The 22,645-nt window shown below is 45.2% G+C and carries 22 protein-coding genes and 1 pseudogene; 12 read left to right on the top strand and 11 right to left on the bottom strand.

What is annotated here, in order from left to right:
- Positions 1-96 precede the first annotated feature (96 nt).
- On the top strand, positions 97-1,776 hold the full coding sequence (locus IQP38_RS17945) for an RluA family pseudouridine synthase (protein ID WP_054575263.1): 1,680 nt from the start codon (positions 97-99) through the stop codon (positions 1,774-1,776).
- Positions 1,777-1,874: 98 nt separating this feature from the next.
- On the opposite strand, the gene IQP38_RS17940 is transcribed toward IQP38_RS17945, so the two are convergent.
- Positions 1,875-3,215: an MATE family efflux transporter gene (locus IQP38_RS17940; protein ID WP_025768746.1), complete on the bottom strand. Its 1,341-nt coding sequence runs from the start codon at positions 3,213-3,215 to the stop codon at positions 1,875-1,877.
- Positions 3,216-3,721: 506 nt separating this feature from the next.
- On the opposite strand from IQP38_RS17940, the gene IQP38_RS17935 reads away from it, so the two are divergent.
- Entirely contained in the window at positions 3,722-4,870 is a 1,149-nt protein-coding gene (locus tag IQP38_RS17935) for a GGDEF domain-containing protein (protein WP_054700526.1), read from the top strand.
- Positions 4,871-4,873: 3 nt separating this feature from the next.
- Here the strand turns inward: IQP38_RS17935 and IQP38_RS17930 are convergent, their stop codons facing one another.
- A complete protein-coding gene (locus tag IQP38_RS17930) occupies positions 4,874-5,155 on the bottom strand; it encodes a hypothetical protein (protein WP_005374405.1) in 282 nt (93 codons plus the stop codon).
- A gap of 132 nt (positions 5,156-5,287) precedes the next feature.
- Positions 5,288-5,572, bottom strand: coding sequence for a pyrimidine/purine nucleoside phosphorylase (locus tag IQP38_RS17925; protein ID WP_005383244.1), 285 nt, complete (start codon positions 5,570-5,572; stop codon positions 5,288-5,290).
- Between the two features lie 328 nt (positions 5,573-5,900).
- On the opposite strand from IQP38_RS17925, the gene IQP38_RS17920 reads away from it, so the two are divergent.
- Entirely contained in the window at positions 5,901-6,404 is a 504-nt protein-coding gene (locus tag IQP38_RS17920; RefSeq protein WP_005374408.1) for a DUF2850 domain-containing protein, read from the top strand.
- Positions 6,405-6,773: 369 nt separating this feature from the next.
- Positions 6,774-9,320 (top strand): glycosyl hydrolase family 18 protein, encoded by a 2,547-nt coding sequence (locus tag IQP38_RS17915; RefSeq protein ID WP_193837826.1) that lies wholly within the window; start codon positions 6,774-6,776, stop codon positions 9,318-9,320.
- A 168-nt stretch (positions 9,321-9,488) separates the two neighbouring features.
- On the opposite strand, the gene IQP38_RS17910 is transcribed toward IQP38_RS17915, so the two are convergent.
- Positions 9,489-10,346, bottom strand: coding sequence for an alpha/beta hydrolase (locus tag IQP38_RS17910; RefSeq protein WP_017633823.1), 858 nt, complete (start codon positions 10,344-10,346; stop codon positions 9,489-9,491).
- A 128-nt stretch (positions 10,347-10,474) separates the two neighbouring features.
- Positions 10,475-11,065, bottom strand: a complete 591-nt coding sequence (locus IQP38_RS17905; RefSeq protein ID WP_047102492.1) for a TetR/AcrR family transcriptional regulator — start codon at positions 11,063-11,065, stop codon at positions 10,475-10,477.
- Between the two features lie 250 nt (positions 11,066-11,315).
- On the opposite strand from IQP38_RS17905, the gene IQP38_RS17900 reads away from it, so the two are divergent.
- Both IQP38_RS17900 and nhaD read left to right on the top strand, forming a co-directional pair.
- Positions 11,316-12,341 (top strand): acyltransferase, encoded by a 1,026-nt coding sequence (locus tag IQP38_RS17900; protein ID WP_193837825.1) that lies wholly within the window; start codon positions 11,316-11,318, stop codon positions 12,339-12,341.
- A gap of 420 nt (positions 12,342-12,761) precedes the next feature.
- Positions 12,762-14,192 (top strand): sodium:proton antiporter NhaD, encoded by a 1,431-nt coding sequence (gene nhaD, locus IQP38_RS17895; protein ID WP_065275582.1) that lies wholly within the window; start codon positions 12,762-12,764, stop codon positions 14,190-14,192.
- 37 nt (positions 14,193-14,229) lie between these two features.
- Here nhaD and IQP38_RS17890 read toward each other — a convergent pair whose 3' ends face one another.
- Entirely contained in the window at positions 14,230-14,625 is a 396-nt protein-coding gene (locus IQP38_RS17890; protein ID WP_017821038.1) for a GFA family protein, read from the bottom strand.
- A 201-nt stretch (positions 14,626-14,826) separates the two neighbouring features.
- Here IQP38_RS17890 and IQP38_RS17885 point away from each other — a divergent pair, with 201 nt between their 5' ends.
- Complete coding sequence (locus IQP38_RS17885; protein WP_005374427.1) at positions 14,827-15,435, top strand: YitT family protein; 609 nt, start codon at positions 14,827-14,829, stop codon at positions 15,433-15,435.
- A gap of 72 nt (positions 15,436-15,507) precedes the next feature.
- Here IQP38_RS17885 and IQP38_RS17880 read toward each other — a convergent pair whose 3' ends face one another.
- The 3 genes from IQP38_RS17880 to IQP38_RS17870 all read right to left on the bottom strand — a co-directional run bounded on the left by IQP38_RS17880 (position 15,508) and on the right by IQP38_RS17870 (position 18,273).
- The gene (locus IQP38_RS17880) at positions 15,508-16,326 is read right to left on the bottom strand and encodes a hypothetical protein (RefSeq protein ID WP_053350106.1); all 819 of its coding nucleotides are present in this window, start codon (positions 16,324-16,326) and stop codon (positions 15,508-15,510) included.
- A gap of 100 nt (positions 16,327-16,426) precedes the next feature.
- Positions 16,427-16,909, bottom strand: a complete 483-nt coding sequence (locus IQP38_RS17875) for a methylated-DNA--[protein]-cysteine S-methyltransferase (RefSeq protein WP_005374431.1) — start codon at positions 16,907-16,909, stop codon at positions 16,427-16,429.
- The gene (locus IQP38_RS17870; protein ID WP_193837824.1) at positions 16,906-18,273 is read right to left on the bottom strand and encodes an Ada metal-binding domain-containing protein; all 1,368 of its coding nucleotides are present in this window, start codon (positions 18,271-18,273) and stop codon (positions 16,906-16,908) included. The genes IQP38_RS17875 and IQP38_RS17870 overlap by 4 nt, the downstream gene beginning before the upstream one ends.
- A gap of 194 nt (positions 18,274-18,467) precedes the next feature.
- On the opposite strand from IQP38_RS17870, the gene IQP38_RS17865 reads away from it, so the two are divergent.
- The 3 genes from IQP38_RS17865 to IQP38_RS17855 all read left to right on the top strand — a co-directional run bounded on the left by IQP38_RS17865 (position 18,468) and on the right by IQP38_RS17855 (position 20,144).
- On the top strand, positions 18,468-18,671 hold the full coding sequence (locus tag IQP38_RS17865) for a hypothetical protein (protein ID WP_017633816.1): 204 nt from the start codon (positions 18,468-18,470) through the stop codon (positions 18,669-18,671).
- Positions 18,672-18,995: 324 nt separating this feature from the next.
- Positions 18,996-19,439 carry a DoxX family protein gene (locus IQP38_RS17860; RefSeq protein ID WP_005374434.1) on the top strand — a complete coding sequence of 148 codons (444 nt, stop codon included), beginning with the start codon at positions 18,996-18,998 and terminating at the stop codon, positions 19,437-19,439.
- Positions 19,440-19,448: 9 nt separating this feature from the next.
- Positions 19,449-20,144 carry a pirin family protein gene (locus IQP38_RS17855; RefSeq protein WP_005383228.1) on the top strand — a complete coding sequence of 232 codons (696 nt, stop codon included), beginning with the start codon at positions 19,449-19,451 and terminating at the stop codon, positions 20,142-20,144.
- A gap of 81 nt (positions 20,145-20,225) precedes the next feature.
- Here IQP38_RS17855 and IQP38_RS17850 read toward each other — a convergent pair whose 3' ends face one another.
- On the bottom strand, positions 20,226-21,119 hold the full coding sequence (locus IQP38_RS17850) for a LysR family transcriptional regulator (protein ID WP_005374436.1): 894 nt from the start codon (positions 21,117-21,119) through the stop codon (positions 20,226-20,228).
- 149 nt (positions 21,120-21,268) lie between these two features.
- Between IQP38_RS17850 and IQP38_RS17845 the strand changes: the two genes are divergently transcribed.
- Positions 21,269-21,622, top strand: a complete 354-nt coding sequence (locus IQP38_RS17845) for a DUF413 domain-containing protein (RefSeq protein ID WP_005374439.1) — start codon at positions 21,269-21,271, stop codon at positions 21,620-21,622.
- 147 nt (positions 21,623-21,769) lie between these two features.
- On the opposite strand, the gene IQP38_RS17840 is transcribed toward IQP38_RS17845, so the two are convergent.
- Positions 21,770-22,021 carry a DUF3081 domain-containing protein gene (locus IQP38_RS17840; RefSeq protein WP_005374440.1) on the bottom strand — a complete coding sequence of 84 codons (252 nt, stop codon included), beginning with the start codon at positions 22,019-22,021 and terminating at the stop codon, positions 21,770-21,772.
- Between the two features lie 374 nt (positions 22,022-22,395).
- Here IQP38_RS17840 and nagB point away from each other — a divergent pair.
- A pseudogene (nagB, locus tag IQP38_RS26540) lies at positions 22,396-22,645 on the top strand (glucosamine-6-phosphate deaminase); the annotation flags it as partial.

The following is a 22,645-nucleotide window of genomic DNA, read 5'->3' as shown; positions in this document are numbered from 1 at the left end:
TTCTTAATCCAAGAGCGAGTGCCAACACCGACATGGCAATCCTGACTCAAACAGGTACAATCCTCGCTCGATTTTTTACTCGCGCGGATACCCACCATGCACTCGCCTGAACATTGTTTTACTCGTTTTACTGCTGATATTTCTGGCTATGAATTGCCAACGCAGTTTACGTTTCCGTTCTACTACACGCCGCATCCTCTTTGCGTTATGGCCGCAAAGCAATTGCAACAGCACTTATTAGCGCAAACCGACTTCGAACACGATTTTGGTTTGGTTAATGAAGAAACGGGGCGAGGCAAAATGTTTGGCGTATTGCTGGTAGAAAACCCTCAAGGCGAACTCGGATTTTTAAGTGCGTTTTCTGGCAAAATTGCTGACCAAAACTTGATTCCAGGGTTTGTCCCTCCTGTGTATGACATGCTGACCGATGAAGGTTTCTTCCGCGCAGAAACGGATGCCATCAACGCCGCCAATGCGGAGTACAAAACCTGTGCCGCGAATCCGGAATTGGCAGATCTTAAAGCGCAAATACAAGCCGACCGAGCCGCTTATCAACAAGAAGAGCAAACACAGCGCCAAGTGATGATTGACGGCCGCGCCGCACGCAAACGACAGCGTCAACAGGGCGAGCAAACACTCAATGCCGATGACCTCAAAATCTTATTGGATGAGTTGGGTAAGCAAAGTGTCGCCGAGAAAAACGTTCTCAAATACTTAAAGCAAGCGTGGGATGAAAAGCTTGCAATCAAAGAAGCGCGCTTGGCTGAGTTAGAGCAGCAACTTGCTCACCTGAAAGAGCAGCGCAAAACGCTCTCCAACGCTTTGCAGCACAAATTGCATAAACAATACCGCTTTCTAAACAACCATGGCAAAACACGCGACTTGGTGGACATTTTTGCGGACACCACAAACCCAGTTCCACCAGCAGGTGCGGGGGAATGTGCTGCGCCAAAACTGCTTCAATACGCGTTTAAACACGGATTCAAACCGCTGGCGCTGGCAGAATTTTGGTGGGGTGTGTCGCCAAAGTCTGAAGTTCGCCAACACAAAAAATTCTACCCATCGTGCAACAGCAAATGTCAGCCGATTTTGGGCCATATGATGCAAGGGCTGGATGTCGAACCTAATCCATTGGCGGAGAATTGGGCAGAAGACAAAGAACTAGAGATAATCTACCAAGACGACGCTATGGTCGTCGTCAACAAGCCCTCGGGCTTACTTTCAGTGCCTGGTAAAACTATCAAGGACTCTGCTTATACGCGCCTACAAGCGATGTACCCTGATGTGGAAGGGCCGTTTGTGATTCATCGTCTCGACATGGCGACCTCTGGCATTTTGGTGTTTGCCTTAACTAAGCGCGCGAACAAAAGTCTGCAAAAACAGTTTATGGCTCGCGGCGTACAAAAACGTTATATGGCACTGCTCGAAGGCGTATTAAACGAGCCTGAAGGGGAAATTTCACTGCCAATGCGTGGTGACCCAGACGACCGCCCACGTCAACTGGTGTGTTTTGAACACGGGAAACATGCAGAAACCTACTGGCAACTGATTGAAGTCAAAGATGGACGCAGCAAGGTATACATGTATCCGAAAACCGGGCGAACTCACCAACTACGTGTACACAGTGCTCATCACATGGGGTTAAACATGCCGATGGTTGGTGATGGTTTATACGGCGAAAAATCGAATCGCTTACACCTGCATGCTGAGATGCTAGAGCTGGATCATCCATACAGCAAAGAGCGTATGGTGTTCCAAGCTGAGTGCGAATTCTAACGTCTTCCCGATTTTAAATAACAAAAAGGCACTGACTATCAGTGCCTTTTTTTGTTTTCTAACAACAGAATAAGCGTGATGCGCGATACCGAAAACCGTTAGCTCACCTTAAACTTGGTCCACACCTGAGAGCGCCAACGTCTTGCCATGATGATACCACGTACCCATTCATCGAGAGCGATTGCCATCCAAGCCCCTAAAACGCCATAACCCAAGTGGATGCCAAAGATGTAAGAGAAAAGCACGCCTAGTCCCCACATACTCAAAATCCCCATTTGCACTGGGAACTTGATGTCACCCGCGCCTTTGAGCCCCGCGATAAAAATCAGGTTAAACACACGTCCGGCCTCGAGCAAAATTGAGCCCATGACTAACGAACCTGCCAATGCGAGTATCTCTGGTTGATCGGTAAATACGCGCAGAATCTCTTCTCTAAACAGGTAAATCAGTGTGGTTGCCGCCGTTGATGCCACAAACCCCACTAAGAAGTAGATTTGTACGCGTTTTAAAATGCTACTCACCCAACCTTTACCGATGTAGTAACCGGTCTGAATTTGCGCAGCCTGACCAATTGCCAGCGCGAAAGCAAACGAGAAACGGGCAATGTTTTGCGCATAAGTGAAAGCCGCTAACGATGCCGTCCCCATTTGCACCACAAAGTACACAATGCAGATTTGCGCCACGTTGTAAGACAGCACTTCACCCGCGTTCATACCGCCGATTTTTAAGATTTTTTTGTAAATCTCTGCCGGTACTTGTTTCATAGTCGACATTGGTAGTTCAATGCTACTGCGAGCGAGAATAAACCATAACATTAACGTACCGATGACTTGGCTGACGACGGTTGCTATTGCCACGCCTTGCACACCATACACAGGTAAACCGAATGGCTGGTAAAGCGCAATATAGTTACCAATGATGTTGAACACACCCGAGATCAAATTCACCACCATTGGGGAACGTGAATAACCATGACTACGCAGAATAGTTGTAAAAACAACGCCAATCGTAACGTTAAACGTCATCGCACCGCTTATCAGCAGATATTCATGAGCGTACTGCTCAACTTGCGCTTCCAAGCCGTAATACGGGAGTAGATATATCGCACCAAGCACGGCAATCACACTCAATAGCACACCGACGAGCACAGACAACGCAATACTCGCAACACCAACGCTCACTGACTCTTGCTCGCGTCCAGCGCCATTGTATTGGGCAATCAAAATCCCCGTACCGCTACTGACAAACGTCGAAACGATGATTAAAAAGAAGGTAATCTGCGTGATCACACCAACAGCGGATACGGCTTTGTCTGAGTAGCCACTCAGCATGAACACGTCACTGGTTCCTAAAGCCGTCCGTAGCAAAATTTCGACAAGAATTGGCCAAGCTAATGCCACGATGGACATTCGTTGGTTGATGTTTTGGCTTTTAGGCATGCTTGTAACCTTTCCTACAACTAAAAACTGCCTCACAATTTTGTGAAGCAGTTTAAAAATAGTGACTCGAACGAAGCTCGATATGAGGTTGTGATTTAGCGCGGATTCTAGTCGCATATTGGTCATAACGACAACAATATTTCGCCCTGTTTCGGAAAAATATTTCTAATGCATTTTCGAAACGACATATGCCTTGACGATACGTAGAGCAGAGATTGGTGAACAATACTCTCAATCAACGAGCACCGAACAGAATTAGGATAATCAATATAAATGCGTCTAACTAGATACATTACTTTGAGTTATCAGTCCAACCATATAGAGCTATGAAGAACCGTCATGAAAACCTGCATGCGCCACCATTCCTCTTTGAACACTCGCACCAAATCACACTGATGGCTTTGCACTAAAAATGACTGATATCACATTTGGAAACTTTGTTGTTCTATTTATCGCGAAAATACCGCCTAGAATAAGCGTACACGTTAATTAAGCAAGGATACGTAATGTCGACATTGGCTGGGGCGCGCTTAGAAGAAATGGCGGACATCCGTTCAACAAGAAAAAAGAAAATTGTCTTTTTATGCTCCAGTATCGCCGCTGCCTGTTTAACTTATGGTTTCATTGCTCAATCACTTGAGAATAACTGGGGTTTAAGCTTTTTCCATGCTTTGTGTGCCTTGGCATGCTTAGCAATCAGTTATGTAATAAAAGTCCAGCGGCACCATCAATACGCCGACTTATGGCTAAGTGCTGTCTTAATGTTCGAAGGGTTATTGTTACTTCTGTATAACGACGCTCCGTCAGGCAAGATGCTATGGCTATATCCTATTGTCGCCACTCTGGTATTAATTAATGAGTTTAAGGTCGGTCTGTTGTTCAGTGGCACCTACATTTTACTGATCTTTTTTGGGGTCGCTTTTTTAGATCGACTGCCAACAGCCACAGAAATCATAGAGCGGAGATTGATGCTGACCCTGATAGCGACCGCGTTTGTGTGTCACACGTTCTCGTATTACTACACGAAAGTCCTCAATTACATTCAAACACTGTATCGTGAGGGGATTGAGGAGTTAGCATATTTTGACCAGCTCACTGGGCTTGCCAATCGCTGGAGCTTTGAGACTTGGGCGCGCGCAAAGCTCGATGAAATCAAGCACTCATCTGATGACAGCATCACCGCATTGGTCTTTCTCGATATCGATAACTTCAAGCACATCAACGACACCTACGGGCACGATATTGGTGACCAAGTACTTCAAGCCTTCGCCACTCGATTAAAAAATAACATTCGCAACAAAGACAGAAAAACCGATAAACATGACTACTCCATCGCTCGATTTGCGGGCGACGAGTTTGTAATCATGCTTTACGATGTAAAAAGTAAAGATGACCTCGACAGCATCCTAAAACGGATCGTGAATCTGTTTCCGACAGGTTACCGAAGCTACGATATGATTAACGAGTTAACGATGAGTGTAGGTGCTGCTATCTATAAGCAAGATGCAAAGGATTTGTCTGAATTGACTCGATGTGCAGATAAAGCAATGTACGCAGCTAAACATACTGGTAAAAACCAGTACGCCTTTTATGAGCACTGCAATACGGAAGAACAGTCAACATCTGATGCACCAGCGGTACCAGAAGCTTGCTAATGACTAAGCGAACACATGCATCACCCAAAGCCCCACAACGAGGAATACGATTAACCACACTACTTGCAACGTTCTGTTCGGCTTGTCTTGCTGACGAGTGGGGTGATCTTTAAACGCACGGCCCTTCATTTTGCCCATTAAGCTCTTTCCTAGAGCACGTCGATAAAATTCACGTCTCTTATGAGCGGCATTGGCAACTTCGGTAAAGCGCTGTCTTTGCTCATTGGTGAGATCTTTGTCCTCGTAACGAGGAGGGAGATCAGAATGCTTGCGTTGTACTGCCATCACTTCCTCCCTGGTCGATGGGTACATTTTTATTAAGTATATACCCAAATAACCAAAAAGATGCGTTATAAGTGAAGCACATAGACGAAAAAACCACCCGAAGGTGGTTTTATGACGAGCAACAAATGAACGCTAGAAGTACTCACATAAATACGCAGTCGCTTCTTTCACTTGAAGCTCAAATGAAGAATTACCTTCCACTTCAAAAAACTCACCACTTTGATAAGTCGTCCAATCGCTCTCGCCAACACGCTTGACCACAAGCGCACCTTTTACAACCGTCATACGCTCTGGTGCTTGAGTACCAAACGTGTACTCACCAGGAAGCATCACACCAACGCTAACATCCTGATCTTTCTGGTTAAAGCCTAGTGATTTTACACTACCAGCAAAATAGCTATTTTCCTTAATATTCATTATTGGTTTCCTTATCAAAAGTCCGCTCTTTTTTACCTTGTTTCTTTCCGTTACTCAAGCTTTGAAAGCCATTAAACTCAACGTAGTAACGCACATCCTTTGCTACTGAGCGAGAACCTCTTTTCGCGAGGATTAATCAGGCGACCTAAACCGAGCAAGAAAAACTGCGAAGTAATGAATGTGAGCAAACAACAAAACCATCAATAAGATGTGTATCTGAATGTAAAAGTGGACATTAGATCATAGTTTCGTCGTCTCAATGGCGGGATTGTTTGTTTTTAAAAAGGAAGGTTTCCACCATGTTAAAAAAGTGGAGAAAATTAGATCTATGACGGACTCGACTCGCCGAAGGCGAAAAGCACGACAAGAACCAAAACTTTCATTTTTGGCTCGCCACCAATCCAAAATCCTCAAGAGTACATTTGTCTGCTTCGGGATGGGTCTGTTGACGTTTTTTGGCTATCAAATCCACCTCTCCTATCAAGACCACATTGATCCGGAAAAGGTGTACGGCGAATGGATTGAGATTGGCGCGCCACCCTACCAAACAGAACGTCTCGTTTTCACTGAAGATGGGGTATACCGAAACCATCGACTTATTACGACGGAATTTGAATTCGATGGCAAGGTCATCACGTTGAATACCGGATTAGGAAAGACCGCGTATCAGATCTCGGGCTCTCATCTTTCACCTCAAATACGCCGTATTGAGCCTCTTATTCCAGATCAGCGATTCATTCGTAAAGGATTTGAGCATACCGTTCAGGGCTCAGAAACCGGCGCAGCCTCTAAACGTCGCGCCGCGTTGAGTGAACACTTCAGCCGTGACTAATACGTCTTCACGGCTATTTTTCCTTTCAATTCTCTTTCTATATCAATGAAACAAAACCTTAATAAACAACAAAATAAGGCCTTCATCGCATTTAACTAACTCGTTACTGAGTAAACAATAATTTTAGTTTCTGCTGAGATTTTATAAATTATTGACTCAGTCTGACACTTTCTGTGTAACAGAGTGCGAGTTTTAGTTAAGTTCTCTCAAGTGCCTCGAAAACCGTCTTAATTTTTTTTGACGAAAAAAAACTCTCTGAAATGCTGAGTGTGATGCTTTTGCACGTGGAGTAAATCCAATCATCTTATCTGGTGCAAGAGCAGCCTATGTTCTAGGTAGAACATGAATCCAAGGATTGAGAGAGAAGTTATGATTCGATTTAACCTATGTGCAGCTGGAGTTGCTTTAGCGCTATCAGGTGCTGCAGTTGCGGCTCCAACCGCACCAAGTATCGATATGTACGGTTCCAACAACCTTCAGTTTTCTAAAATTGAACTCGCGATGGAAACCACGTCAGGCTACTACGACATGGTGAAATACCATGAGCAAGCGAAGATCACTGTTAAATTTAACCAGTGGAGTGGCACACCTGGTGACACTTACAACGTCTATTTTGATGGTGTAAAAGTAGCAAGCGGCCCTATCACTGGTAGCCAAACGACAGCTTCGTTTGAATACGGCCAAGGTGGCTTATACCAAATGGAAATCGAAGCATGTGATGCGACAGGTTGTGCGAAAAGCGCACCAGCTGAAATCACGATTGCAGATACCGATGGTTCTCACCTGAAGCCACTAACGATGAATGTTGATCCAAACAACAAAACCTACAATACCGATCCAAGCGTCGTGATGGGTACGTATTTTGTTGAATGGGGCATCTATGGCCGTGACTACACCGTCGATAATATGCCGGTCGACAACTTGACTCACATCCTTTACGGTTTTATCCCAATTTGTGGCCCAAATGAGTCTGTGAAGTCTGTTGGCGGCAACAGTTTCAATGCGCTACAAACTGCTTGTACAGGTGTGCCTGATTATGAAGTCGTTATCCATGACCCTTGGGCTGCTTATCAGAAGAGCTTCCCACAAGCTGGTCATGAATACAGCACGCCTATCAAGGGTAACTACGCAATGCTAATGGCATTGAAACAACGTAACCCTGATCTAAAAATCATCCCATCGATCGGTGGTTGGACACTGTCTGACCCATTCTTCGATTTCGTGGACAAGAAAAACCGAGACACATTCGTCGCATCAGTTAAGAAGTTCCTGAAAACTTGGAAATTCTACGACGGTGTTGATATCGACTGGGAATTCCCTGGCGGCGGCGGTGCAGCAGCCGATAAGGGCGACCCTGTAAACGATGGCCCAGCATACATCGCACTGATGCGTGAACTGCGCGTAATGCTTGATGAATTAGAAGCTGAGACAGGCCGTACTTACGAGCTAACGTCCGCTATCGGTGTCGGTTACGACAAGATTGAAGACGTAGACTACGCAGATGCGGTGCAGTACATGGATTACATCTTCGCAATGACTTACGACTTCTACGGCGGTTGGAACAACGTTCCTGGTCACCAGACTGCGCTTTACTGTGGTTCATTCATGCGTCCTGGTCAGTGTGACGGTAGTGGCGTTGATGAGAACGGCGAACCGTACAAAGGTCCTGCTTACACAGCAGATAACGGCATCCAACTTCTTCTTGCTCAAGGCGTTCCTGCAAACAAGCTAGTACTTGGTACAGCAATGTACGGTCGTGGCTGGGAAGGCGTAACTCCAGATACACTCACAGATCCAAACGACCCAATGACAGGTACTGCTACAGGTAAACTGAAGGGCAGCACAGCGCAAGGTGTTTGGGAAGATGGCGTAATTGACTACAAAGGCATTAAGTCATTCATGTTAGGTGCAAACAACACTGGCATTAACGGCTTCGAGTACGGCTACGATGCACAAGCAGAAGCACCATGGGTATGGAACCGTACAACGGGTGAGTTGATCACATTTGATGACCACCGTTCAGTGCTAGCAAAAGGTAGCTACGCGAAGTCTCTTGGTCTTGCTGGTCTATTCTCTTGGGAAATTGACGCGGATAACGGTGACATTCTAAACGCGATGCACGAAGGTATGGCTGGTGGTGTGGTTCCTCAACCAAACCGTAAGCCAACCGCAGCCGCTGGCGCAGATCAATCGGTAACAGGTCCTGCAAATGTGGTTCTAGATGGCAGCCTGTCAAAAGACTCTGACGGCACCATCGTAAGCTACGCTTGGGAACAAGTATCTGGCACAGCAGTGGCACTAACAGGTGCAAACTCAGCGAAAGCAAGCTTTGATGCAGCAGAAGTTACTGTTGAAGAGCAATTAACTTTCAAGCTGACGGTGTCTGATAACGAAGGTGCAACGGCATCTGACCTCGTTGTAGTAACAGTGAAACCAGCAGGTGTTGTTGACCCAGTGAACAGCGCACCAATAGCGCAAGTTGTTGCTCCAGCAACAGCAAACGCTGGTGACGTTGTGGTTGTAGATGCATCTGCGTCTAGCGATGCAGACAACGATACCCTGACATTCAACTGGACTCTACCTCAAGGTCTGAATGCAACGGTTGAAGGCTCCAAAGTCACGTTCACTGCTGCGGAATACCCGCAAGACACAAGCTTAAGCTTCACTGTAAGTGTGAGCGACGGTAAAGCGTCTTCATCGGCAAGCGCGACAGTGGTTGTTGCACAGCACACAACCGATCCGAACCCTGGTACTTGTGACAACGCATGGGATGCGAGCGCAGTGTACACAGGTGGTAACCAAGTGACTCACGCAGGTAAAACGTGGGAAGCGAAATGGTGGACTCAGGGTGACGATCCTAGCCAATCTGGCGAATGGGGCGTTTGGAAAGAAGTTGGCGTAGCTAACTGTAACTAATTTCAGCCTTGCAGACTTTCTGCTAAATAAACAAAGGACAGCTTCGGCTGTCCTTTTTGGATTTAACCTCTTAACGAGGAGAGCAACACCAGAGACGAAAAAATCTGAGGTGTTACTTTCAAATCGAATTAGCGCAAAACGGAGCGAGTCAATCAGTAAAAGTAAGGGTTACCAAGCACTATCGAGCAAACGGTCAAAACTACTGAAGACTTGCTCACACTTCATCACTCGACCATGCCCCTGACCTTGTGTTGTCACTAACTCAACGTTTTTAATCTCTTCAGCCGCTTTTGCCGAGACACTGTATTTGGTGAACTTGTCTTGCTCATCATGAATAATAATGGTGTGAGACGGACGCTCAGACAAACGCTTCATCGGATCAATGGACTGTAACGGATAACCAAATTGGTCTTCAACTTCTGAAACCACAGCATTAAAAAGCTTCATCGAGTAACCGGAACGCGCAATGCTACCGAATAAGTTCTCTACGTAATTTAATACCGGAGCAATAAGCAGCAAAGGCTTGTTTTCTAATTTACTGTGCCTACACTCAAGAGCAGAAGCGGTGCCCATGCTGTGCCCAACTAGGCCAACAATATCCTCGACCGTATCCAACACATCTTCTAATCCTCTGACAAACCCCGGAATGTGCCCATACTGCCCCTCACTCTCACCATGTGCCGGATGATCGTACGCCAAAGCAGTAAACCCTTTCGACGCAATATGTTCCATCAGTGGATAAAACTGACTTGCCGTTCCAGACCAACCATGAGTTAGCACCCAAATAGGTCCAGAGCCCAAAGTATAGGTTTTGATGATGCCTGCATGCCCTTTAATTTCACCTTTGATAAGCCCTTGAGGCTCAATATTTTTAGGTTGCGTACGAGCAGGTGTCAGAAGAAGCTTGCGCGCGGTCTTCTTTGCATGTGACGGGGCCAGTGTATGGTGTAACCGAGTACTAATGTTCACCAAACTGCGCTTAATACTGAAACGTTGCGATGTATTAAAGTAAATTTTTTCACTCATAATCATGTCCTTAACTATCAGCTTTGCACAAAATAGAACGGTCGTGCTTTTTACGCTGATAAGAAAGAGCGAACTCAGCCGCTCTTTGTGATTTTATGTCTACGAATCTGGGAAGCGAATAACCGATATTAGCCTTTCCAGCGAGAAAATAAGTTGTCGATCCCTTGCCAAAACAGACGCAAGCTTTCTTGCTCACCTTTAATTGAGTAAAAAACATGCGCACTCAAATAGAGACCGTACAAATCAAACGTTGCTTGGCGTGTATCTAAGTCTGCTGCAAATTCTTGCTTCTCTTTGCCTTTCGTTATTTGGATCTCCAAATAGCTCAGCCAAGTGTCTATGGATTTACGCAGTCCGGCCTGAAGCGGGCAATCTTTATCTGCCGTATCATTCCAAGCGTCAAGAAACATACAACTTCCTTGGAATGCGTGATTCCAAGTCATCCAAGAGTCGAGCAACCCTCGAATTTTACGCTCGATATTGCCATCCCCGAGTTCTCGAGCAGGCTCAATAACCCGATCAGCGAACACTTTATTGGCGTGATCAAGCACCGATAGCTGTAAATTCAACTTCGAATTAAAGTGGGCAAACAGACCACTTTTCGACATACCGCATTGCTTGGCTAACTCTCCAATCGTAAGACTTTCTAATCCGTCTTCGCTGGCGATCTCAAAAGCCCGCTGCAGAATAAACTCTTTTGTCACTTTTCCTTTTTGCATAATCTTATTTTTAGCACGATCGTTCTTTTTTGCAATCTCGAGTTAACTGGTCTAACCATTATTCAGTACTATTTTCGACTCACGAATCAGGTATTGATTGCGTTAATAGGTTAATAATTAAGAAGTTTGAAGTAAGTCTTAATTTTCGAAACAGCTTCAATGTAAGCGCAAGTCTGTTGACTTTTTCACGTATTACTTCAACAACAACCTGCTATTTTCACCTAAGTTTTTTATTTAGGTAAACAATGTAATGGCAAAGAAACAAAAAATAGCCAGCTTAGAGTTTGCACGTATCATTGCAATGCTTGCGATTGTGGGTTTGCATTGCCAGATGGCACTGACGTACTGGCAGTGGGATGGGATACCATGGGTTGGCTATATGCTCAACCAACTGGCTCGTTTTGCTGTTCCGCTGTTCTTTCTCATCTCGGGTTATCTAATCCAGCCGAAGTTGAGTCATTCACCTATCGATACTCTTAAGAACTACGCCAAACCGTTAATGAAGGTTTGGCTCATTTGGAGCATGATCAGTTTACTGATGCCATTCCAATGGCAGACGGTCGCTGAGGCAGGGTATCTCGCAGAAAGGCAAGGTTATTGGGGGTACTTAATGTCAACCCCGATCAATTCACTCATCGAAGGCGGACTCGTTCATCTGTGGTTTATTCCGGCTCTGGTCATTGCCGTAGCGTTAATTGCCTTTCTCGTGCATATCAATATGGTGCAACTGATACTGCCAACTGCAGTATTGCTATACATATACGGGGTCTTTGCTGGCAGTTACGCGACCATTACCGACCTGCCAGCGCCTTTCTTTACTCGTAATGGGCCTTTTTTCAGCACGTTGCTAGTTGTTCTGGGTTATTTCGCACGAGAAGCGCAGTGGCGGTGGTCGCGAAACAATACGGTTCGATGCATTATTCTTGGCATGGCACTGCATTTTGGTGAAGCTTACTGGCTGATGCAACATGACATCGCTTTCAACTCGCACGACTTCCTATTCGGTACCGTTATCTGGGCTGTAGGTGTCTTTATGTGGCTTTTGGCTCACCCTCATTTTGGCGGCATGCCTTGGGTCTTCAAACTATCTCCTAGCGTGTTAGGGATATATGTTAGCCATCTGCTTATCATAATTGTCATGATGAATGTCGCTGGATTTATCGGGCTGCAACACCTCGCGAAAGATGTGTTTATTTATCCTGCAACGATTGTTGCAACCATACTGCTTGTGAAAGCAATCGACGCTTCACCGTTGAAAAAATGGCTCCTACGCTAAATGCATTCAGCTCTAGATATAGCTAGCTTTAACTCAAAAGGGTTAGAGCTAGCCAGTTAAAAATGAGATTTCTCTCTCACTGACCAATTTTTGACTTTCTAATCCTTCAGAATTTGCTTTCACTCACAAAAAACATTGTTCATTTCCTTTAAATTGGCTCGACTATTACAACATTGCTCATTAAACGGAGGCTGTATGTGGGCAGGTCAAGGACTCGTTCCTTTTTTAGAGATTAGTCACTGGTTAACTTACGGTTTATATGCCGCTGCGGTTTTATTCGGCGCAGCAAGCATTGCGTCACTCAGAAAATAGTGGCGCACACTATCATTTCCTAACTCCTACTGTTAATTCGAGCTCTCTCACAACTAACTCATTCATTTGTGGCTAATATTTCTCCAACCAGACAAAGGAGAAATGTCTATGCCAATCTATCCAATTGTGGCTTTCTGCTGTTTGTTGTTATCTAGCGCCACCTTTGCTGCATCAACCAATGAACTGAACCTTGTTAATTCTGGTGTCGGTTACGCGGCTCTGATTATCTTTTCGATCGCTTACATACTGGTTATGTTGGAAGAGTATCTGAAAATGAGAAAATCCAAGCCAGTGCTGCTCGCTGCAGGGTTAATTTGGATTCTGATTGGCTACACCTTTGCTCAGCACAACCAGCCTGAAATCGCCAAATCCGCACTAGAACATAACTTGTTGGAATATGCCGAGTTGCTGCTGTTTTTGCTCGTGGCGATGACCTACATCAACGCAATGGAAGAACGCAAACTCTTCGATGCCTTACAGGCGTGGATGGTTGGTAAAGGTTTTGGATTCAAAAAGTTGTTCTGGCTGACGGGGTTTCTCGCTTTTGTCATTTCACCGATTGCCGATAACTTAACTACGGCCCTTTTGATGTGCGCTGTAGTGATGAAAGTCTCTGGTGATAATCCTAAGTTCGTCAATCTTGCTTGTATCAACATTGTTATCGCAGCCAATGCTGGCGGTGCATTCAGCCCATTTGGTGATATTACAACCCTGATGGTGTGGCAGGCCGGTCATGTCAGCTTTGCTGAGTTCACTCCGTTGTTTGTACCGTCATTGGTGAACTACTTGGTTCCCGCATTTTTGATGTCACTTTTTGTTCCAAACACAAAACCGAATACGATTCACCAACACGTTGAGCTAAAACGCGGGGCAAGGCGTATTGTCGCGTTGTTCATTTTGACGATTGCCACCGCAGTCTCTTTCCATGCTGTGCTGCACTTCCCACCCGTTATGGGCATGATGATGGGCTTGGCGTACTTACAGTTTTTCGGATATTTTTTGCGCCAAACTCTCAAACACTCACTCGCAAAAAAAGCAGCTATGGCAATTGCCAATGGCGATGATCAGGCATTGAAGCGCTTAGGCTCAGTGGTTCCGTTTGATGTGTTTCATCGTGTGTCTCGAGCCGAATGGGACACCTTGTTGTTCTTCTATGGTGTTGTGATGTGTGTTGGCGGTTTAAGTTTACTTGGCTACCTCGAACTGGTTTCAAACGTCATGTACACGCAATGGAACCCAGTCTGGGCAAACGTAATGGTTGGTGTCCTATCTGCAATCGTCGATAACATTCCGGTTATGTTTGCTGTACTGACTATGGAACCAAACATGTCGATGGGCAACTGGCTACTGGTCACATTAACCGCAGGTGTCGGGGGCAGTTTGCTTTCCATCGGATCCGCGGCAGGCGTCGCTTTAATGGGAGCCGCGCGTGGGCAATACACCTTCTTTGGCCACTTAAAGTGGGCTCCCGTCATCGCCTTGGGTTATGCCGCCAGTATTGCGGTACACTTGTGGATGAATAGCGGTTTATTTACTTAAAAGCACCGACAATCAGGTACTTAACTTGCAACACAACCTAGCGGTCGGATGGATGGTTAACGCCATCCATCACTTCAATCGCTCCCAACTCATATGGGTTGACGCCCTCTAAGCAGCCGACATTATAGCCATACTCACTCGGGTCAGAACGACGCTGATGGTGCGTATAAATACCGCACTCGCCACAGAAAAAGTGCTTCGCAGTGTGTGTATTAAATTGATACTGCTTCAAGACGTCTTCGCCTTGCACAATACGAATACCGTTCAAAGGTACAGATGCGACAATCGCGCCACGACGTCGACACATAGAACAGTCACACCGTCTCGGTTTCTCAATACCATTGGGTAACGCCAGTTCCAACTCAACTTTTCCACAGTGACAACTCAGTCGATGTAATGTGTTGATTTGGGTGTTGCCAACTTTCTTAATCATAACTTTTCCTTGTTGTTTTTCTATCTGTGTACATTATGTTAAACAGGTTAATATCATCATAATCTCGTCCAAAAACTCGACATCCATCACTTTTCGCGACATTTTATTTGCCGATTTGTTAGTTGCTATTTTGGCGACTGTCTATCGCGTCCGTGAGACGTGTTATCTCCGGCGCGTTTTTTAAACCAAGGAAATTAATTTATGGACAAAGATCATAGCCTAAGAGAGAACCTCTTGGCTCTGACGCTCGGCAGTGCGTTAGTGTCACTTGGAGTGATATTTTTTAGCAAAGTAGGATTGCTCACTGGCGGTACGGCTGGCTTGGCGATCTTCCTAACCAAAGTGAGTGACTTCAGTTTTGGTCAGATATTTTTCGCTCTTAACCTCCCTTTTTATATTTTATCTGTGATGCGCATGGGTTGGCGCTTCACTATCAATACCTTTATTGCGGTTTCGATTGTCTCTTTTGCGGTCGATCATCTGCATCATGTGATTGAGATTTCACGAATCGAACCTTTCTATGCGGCACTTTTGGGTGGTGGGCTGATTGGAATCGGTATGTTGGTAATTTTCCGTCACAAAATGAGTTTGGGTGGCTTTAACATTCTAGCGTTGTACCTTCAGGAACGTTTTGGAGTTCGAGCGGGTAAAGTTCAAATGGCGTTAGATTGTGCCATCGTGGTGATGTCACTGTTCATTGTAGATGTGCACCTTATCGCTCTATCTGTTCTAGGTGCCATCGCAACGAACTTGATTTTGGCGATGAACCATAAACCAGGACGATACCAAGCAAAAGCGCAAGCAGCATAATCATCGCTGCATAGTCAACAACCCTAAAGCCCCCAGCCAGTCACTCGGGGCTTTTTTCATTCAACGCTAAGATCACGTCAACGAGCTCGTTTTGCAGTGCTGCTGCATCTCTTCATCCAATTTAGCTTTATATTTCTGACTAAGATGGAAGTGTACTTGCATCAACAAGTCATGTGCGTGGAACAGCTCAAACGCGTCGCTACCATTTTGCTGACAAATAGCCTCACAGCGCTCAGCATGCACTTTGGCTTCTTGCGGTTTATCCGCTTTAAGCAAGCTCATCGCTAAGCGATACTCTGCGCGCTCTTCTTGCATCCAACCCCCTGCCACTTTCCAATAGTCTAGCGCGAGTGTCGCTGCTTCTAACATCTTCGATTTTTCCATGCACGTGCGCTCAGCCAGCGCTTCGTACTGACATGCTAAGTTGTTCGCAGTGATCGCGATAGCGCGCGCTAATGGCCCTTCTGCATCGTTCGGCGTCGTTCCTAACGCTGCCTTCACCAACCATTGACTCGCCAGTTCAAGCTGAACAAGTGCAGAAAGTTCATTCGAAATCAAAGCGTAAACTCGGCGTTGTTCTTGCTCTTCCAATAATTCCATATTGTCAGTGCCATCTACGAAATAGCGCGCAACGGCAATACTGCGTTGAAATGCAAAACTCTCGGCAACCTTGCGTTCATCAAAGTGCTCTAAACAAGTAAGAAACTGTTCTGGGCACTGGAGATGCCCAATAGCGGTATGCAGCATCAATGCGAATATTCGCTCGATTTGGGTAACGTCTTCCACCTCGCTCAGAGCCGTTTCTAGCTGAGCATAAACTTGTTCGGGATTTTCCTCGTGATGCTGCCAACACTCACTCATGAAGGCATCAAAATCCGTTTTGAAAGGCATGTCCTTATTGTCCTTCTTCTATTCGTATAACGATTATGAAACTCTACACTATCGTTACCCCTGTGTAGCACGCTTAATCCCAATACGAGAATCGCCTCACTTAAAGCGGTGTACCTTGCTCCAACGCGAGCAAACGTTGCTTGCGCTCCACTCCACCTGCATACCCAGTCAGTTTTCCGCTTTTGCCAATAACGCGATGACAAGGCACCACGATAGAAATCGGATTCTTCCCGTTTGCTAACCCAACAGCACGCACAGCTTTAGGGTTACCTATCGCATTCGCGAGATCTTGATAGCTCCACGTTTCCCCATATGGAATGGTCGTTAGTGCCTGCCAAACTTGATTTTGAAAATCAGTGCCTGTCGCTGCAAGGGGCAAATCGAATTCGTTGCGCAGACCAGCAAAGTATTCATCCAGTTGGGTGACAGCTTGGCGCAAGACCGGATGCTGCTCGTCTCGCACTCCCAGCTCACTCGGCTTAGTGGTGCATGTTTCAAACCAAATGCCAAGTAAGCCCTCAGCGTTCGATTGGATAGTCACCGTTCCTAGTGGACTCGGCATTTCGGTATAAAATGTTTTCATGATTGATTCCATAAGTGAAACGTCGCGTAGCTTCCCCAAGGGGCCGCAGTGTGCGTATTCAGTGATGGGTAACGCTGCATCGCCTTTTTCACCACTAAGTCTTTATCTAAAAAGCAATCGGGTTGAGATTGCCCTCGCAGTTGAGCATAACTGACGGTCCAAGGTCCAATGCCTTTCAAAGTTAGCCACTGCTGGGGGTCAGCTTCTGAGTTGTCCTGCATAAACTGGGCGAAGCGCACTAGCGTCTCTTTACGGCTTTGCGGCATGCGCAAAAAGCTCACGTCGGCGTTTGCAATATCACTGGGAGTCGGGAAAAAACGTTTTTCTGACTCTCCACTAAGTGTGGCCACCAATAAGTTAAGTTGACCAATCGCCGCTTTAACCGACACCTGCTGGCCTAAAATCGCTCTAACCCCTGCTTCCCATGCATTCCATACACCAGGAATACGAATACCTTTACTCGACACGAGCCCAGGCGCGACATACTCCAAATGCTGCTCAACAGTACAAATATCAGTGTCAAGATCGAACATACGACGAATGTCAGACACCAAGTTTTGCAGCTTCGTTACGTCTTCAATTTCAAACGCCAGTTCTAAGTATCCTTCACCTTTTGTCGCTTTAAACCAGGCTTTGCTGTTATCCAAAAAAACGTTGCGCTGATAACTCTCATCCCTCACCAGCTCAACCCCCTCAACCGCTCGCAAACGATAGAAGTCCAACATGTGCGACCAATTCAACTCACCTCGATAAGGTAAGGCAATTCGATTGCAACCCGCACCATCAAACTCTTTACGGCGTACTTGAGAAGGCGTTAGTTTGAGAAACTTTTGAAAAGCATCGTTGAAGCGGCGCGTACTGTTAAAACCGGACGCAAACCCCACGTCGGTGACCGACATAGAGCTGAAGTGAAGCAACTGTTTGGCAAACATTAGTTGCTGATATTGCGCATACTGCTTGGGTGACATACCTAGATACTGCTCAAATAACATACGTAAGTAACGGTCAGAAATCCCAACACGCTCAGCCAACTCAGACACCGAATGGTGATGCAACTCCCCTCTATCAATTAACGAAATCGCTCGTTGAAAGGTCGTCTCGACACCTTTCCATGCCCAAGATCCAGGAGCGCTATCAGGTCGACAGCGTAAACACGGACGGTACCCTGCTTGAAGGGCTTGCGTCTTATCAGCGAAATACTCAACATTTTCTTCTTTAGGCAAATTTGCCGGGCAAATCGGACGACAAAAGATTCCCGTTGTTTTTACCGCCACATAAAATCGCCCATCAAAACGACTGTCTCGCGCGACTCGCGCCTTGTGACACTGCTCAAAGGTCAGTGAGGTATGGGGGTGAATAAACATAGTGCTTTCCTTGCTCATGCCTTTTGTCATTTATTGTTCATAGGCATCGTTCAATATAGTGTTATTGTAGCTTGCTTAAGCGCCCATAATTAGCCATTTTCGGAACTCAATATTGAGATTTATTGGCATTAGCGCTTTTGTACACTAAAGTTAGATCCAGAACATCACAACAACGTCGGCTAAAGGGAATTGGCATGGACTTACATACTTGCGTAATTGTATTAAGAAACCAAAAGGTTATTACCAGTAAATCCGTAGATCATTCTATTGGAATCATCGAACGAGACTCAGATAACGAGATCTCAGAAATTCAGATTAATGCGACGGATGGACGTAATATTCGAACTTATCACTACAACAATGTAGAGGAGTCATTAGAGAGCTTAATGAACCTCTGACGGTTTTCTTTAACGCACCTTTCTCCCTTGTTAAAAGCGAAAGCAATAGAGCACAGTACATGTGCTCTTTTTTTGTTTAACAGAAAAAATGTTTATCGAAAATAATGACAGACCTTGATTTAAAACAGACAATAATCGGCAAATTAAAACCCAAAAAACATTTCAAGATATTGATTTAAAATAACAAAAACCTCTCATTCGATTTTTTAGAACGAGTTTATCAAAATCCTCCCGTTATTTTTATGTTCGCCTCTACCTAAACTGTTCTCAACAGCACGGGAGCACACGCTTCCCACTCATTGAAAAGAGTCAGAGGACAGAATCATGAAAGCACTATTACAGAAAATTACCACGTCAAACGCAGGTTACAGCGCACTATCACTTCGCGTTCCAATCGGCATTATCTTTATGGCGCACGGCGCACAAAAACTGTTTGGCTGGTTTGGTGGCTACGGCCTAGAAGGCACAGGTCAGTGGATGGCATCTATCGGTTTAGGTCCTGGCGTACTCATGGCGTTACTTGCGGGCAGCGCAGAGTTCTTTGGCGGCTTGTTCATTTTACTTGGTCTGCTAACTCGACCAGCAGCGGTTGCTTTGGCGTTCACGATGGTGGTAGCGATATTCTCTGTCCACTTTGAGAATGGCCTGTTCATGGCAAACAACGGTTACGAGTTTGGCTTGGCATTACTGGCAGCGAGCGTTTCTCTGGCGTTCTCTGGCGCAGGTAAAGCAGCGTTAGATAACTTTTTAAACAAAAAGCTCTCTTAAGGAGGCCTTATGATTACGGTAAGACATGCAGCAGACCGAGGTCGAGCAAACTTTGGCTGGCTTGATAGCAAACATACGTTTTCTTTTGGTAGCTACTACGATCCTCAACATATGGGCTTTTCTGAGCTGAGAGTCATTAATGACGATGTAGTCAAGCCTGGCGCGGGTTTTGATACACATGGCCACCGTGATATGGAGATCATCAGCTATGTGTTGGAAGGTGTTATCGCACACAAAGACAGTGAAGGTAACGTCAAAACACTACCTGCAGGTGAATTCCAACTCATGTCGGCAGGGAAAGGGATTTACCACAGTGAGTACAATGCGTCGAACCAAGATACGCTGCGGTTTCTACAGATTTGGATTCAACCGAACACATTTGGAACCAAACCAGGTTATCAGCAAAAAGATTTTGGTCGCAATCCTGGGTTAACGACTATCGCTACTCCAACTGGAGAAAACGGCACGCTACTTATTAAGCAAGATGCGACTTTGCATCAGTTAATTCTTGAGCCAAGTAGCGAACTAAACTTTGAGATTGAGTCGGGCCGAAATCTATTCATCCATCAAGTGACAGGCAGCCTTAGTGTCGACAATACCACTTTGACGGCTGGCGACGGCGCGAAGATTGAACACCAAAGTAAGGTTGTTTTGCGCAATACATCAAACGAAAGCACAACAGCCCTGTTGTTTGACTTACCATAACTATCGATTCATCGAGATAAAAACAAAGCCGCCTTAATTTCTCAAGGCGGCTTTTTCGTTTTTCTGGCTTTGCATTCAACGCTATTCGTCGGAAGTGCCAGAACCAATTTGCTGAAAACTGTAAGCGGTCAGTGGATCGATCTCTTTGACAATTTCTTCCACTTGCTTAATCGCGTCTACAGACGAGCTAGCTTTACGATAGCTCAAATAGATAGGGCGACACCAATCTTCTACTCCAGACACCTTGTGAAGCTGCCCATTAGCGATAAATGGCTCCACGAGAGAGATTGGTAAGTACGCGGCTCCACCCTTCTCTAAAATAAAGTCCAATGCGATACGCGCTGTTGAAGTGCGTAAATATGGAGCTGGAATCTTAGGGTGACGCTCAGAATGCTCTGAGGAGAAACGCGTCCCCCAGTCAACGTACACATATTTGTTTTCGAAAACGGTGTCTAAAGAATCTTTCTCAGTTGATACCAGAACGAGAACAACATCCGCCACTTTTTTACAGTTAAGCTCATCAGCTTTGATCTGATCGAACGCAAATGCCATATCTAACGTGCGCTCTAGCAAGCTACGACTGAGCATCTCACGTCCCATCACTTCTGCCATGAAGCCATAACCACCAAACGAATCTGTGACGACACTTAAACAATTCTGTAAATAAGCGTCCCAAATGTTTGGCGTGCCACCTAACGTTAGTTGCAGCGCTTTGCCATCTTCAAGCGATAATTCTAGCTTCGCTTGTTGCAATGTAGTGACCATTACCTCGGCATAGCTGATTAAGCGCTCACCTGCAGAGGTCAACTTTATGTTATTTCGATCACGAATAAACAATTGCGTATCGAAGTAACTTTCCAATTGTTTGATACGTGCGCTCACAGCGGCTTGGGTAATATAAAGGTTCTCAGCAGCACGTCCGAAGTGACGAACTCTTGCCAGCTCTAAAAATGTTCGAAAGACTTTTACATCCATAAACCATCTCCTGGTTAATATAAAACCAGATTAACAACTAATTAAAATCATGACGACAAAAAAGTTTTGTTTTTCTTTTGTTAGATTTAAGCCTAATTTTCGCCGTAAGTTCACTACATTCATCAATAACGGTTACAGAGGCTGTTGACATGTCTGACACTGAATTCCGTCATGGCAAAAAACGTTTTTACGATAACGTAAAATTCCCACGCGGCTTTGCAAAGTCTGGCGATTTTACTCTTTCAGAAGAGGAAATCCTAACAATTTATGGGGATACAATGCTTGGCTTAGAGTCAGGCGAATTAACACCTGAAAACAGCGAAGAGAAACACTTCATCAAGGTGTTAGAAAACCCGGGCAAAGCAAAAACAAAACTTGAGCGTACGTGGCTAAAGTACACCCAACTTGCTCGTGGTCGCAAGCGCTTCCATACGCTAAATGGTCGTAACAAGCCTGACGCCACAGAAGAATACATTGAAGAGAGTTTGGTTGAAGACGATTAATAACCAATAACCTAGTTCTCGCCTTTTTCTAGCAGTAGGCGAAAGCTCGTTTGACTTTACTGAGCGAGCAAGACAAGCTCATTTCTTCTCCTAAAGCCCAAGGGGGCATTCTCCCAAGGGCTTTTTTAATATTTGGGTGATGACCGTTTACTTGGCGAGCGTCGCAATCTTTTTCAGAAAGCTCTCTTTCAAATGCTCTTGGTCATATTCCAAGTGATAGGTGTTGTGGAAGCCAATTTTTAGCTCAACACCATTCCCTCTCAAGAAAACGTTGTACCCATCGTAGTCAGAAAACGCTTCTACACCTTCATACATTTTACCAAATTCGGTTGGCGTACCGTTGTTCATCACACATTCGTAAGCCTGTAGTACTTTGCTCGGATCTAACTCATTTTTCATACCGAATTCCTCACTGGTTTACACATTTCAATTATGGTTAAAGAATGAGCGCCATGCCATATCTAACCCATAATATTTGAAGTTCGTGTGCGATTTCGCACTCTGTAGGTTGTTAAAAAACAAGGTTAAGTGCGAAGGCAGAACTTAATTTAGATCATAAATTTTATCTATTGATTCGTCAGTTTCATAATGCAATTTCTTTGTAAAAAATCGTCTTATAAAAGCATTTAGATATAAAAATCGTCGACAAAACCAACATTGGTTAAAGAAAAAGCAAAATTTTGACCTAAAACAATAGCAGTTCGCCATTACTTATTTTATAATGCGAATTAATGTTTCAGTACATCGTCAATTCCAATAACTAGGGGCACAAAATGAGACTTATCCCGTTAACTCGAGCAGCACAAGTAGGTAAGTGGGCAGCTGCGCATATCGCTAAGCGTATCAACGACTTTAAACCTACTGCTGAGCGTCCATTCGTTCTGGGTCTACCAACTGGTGGCACTCCTCTAGCAACCTACAAAGCCCTAATCGAGCTTTACCAAGCCGGCGAAGTCAGCTTCAAAAACGTCGTGACTTTTAACATGGATGAGTACATTGGCATCCCTGCGGATCACCCAGAAT

The organism is Vibrio sp. OPT41, from assembly GCF_015163595.1.
GTDB lineage: Bacteria > Pseudomonadota > Gammaproteobacteria > Enterobacterales > Vibrionaceae > Vibrio > Vibrio alginolyticus.
Note: the sequence above shows the minus strand (reverse complement) of the source record. Positions and strands in the feature narration are given on the sequence as shown.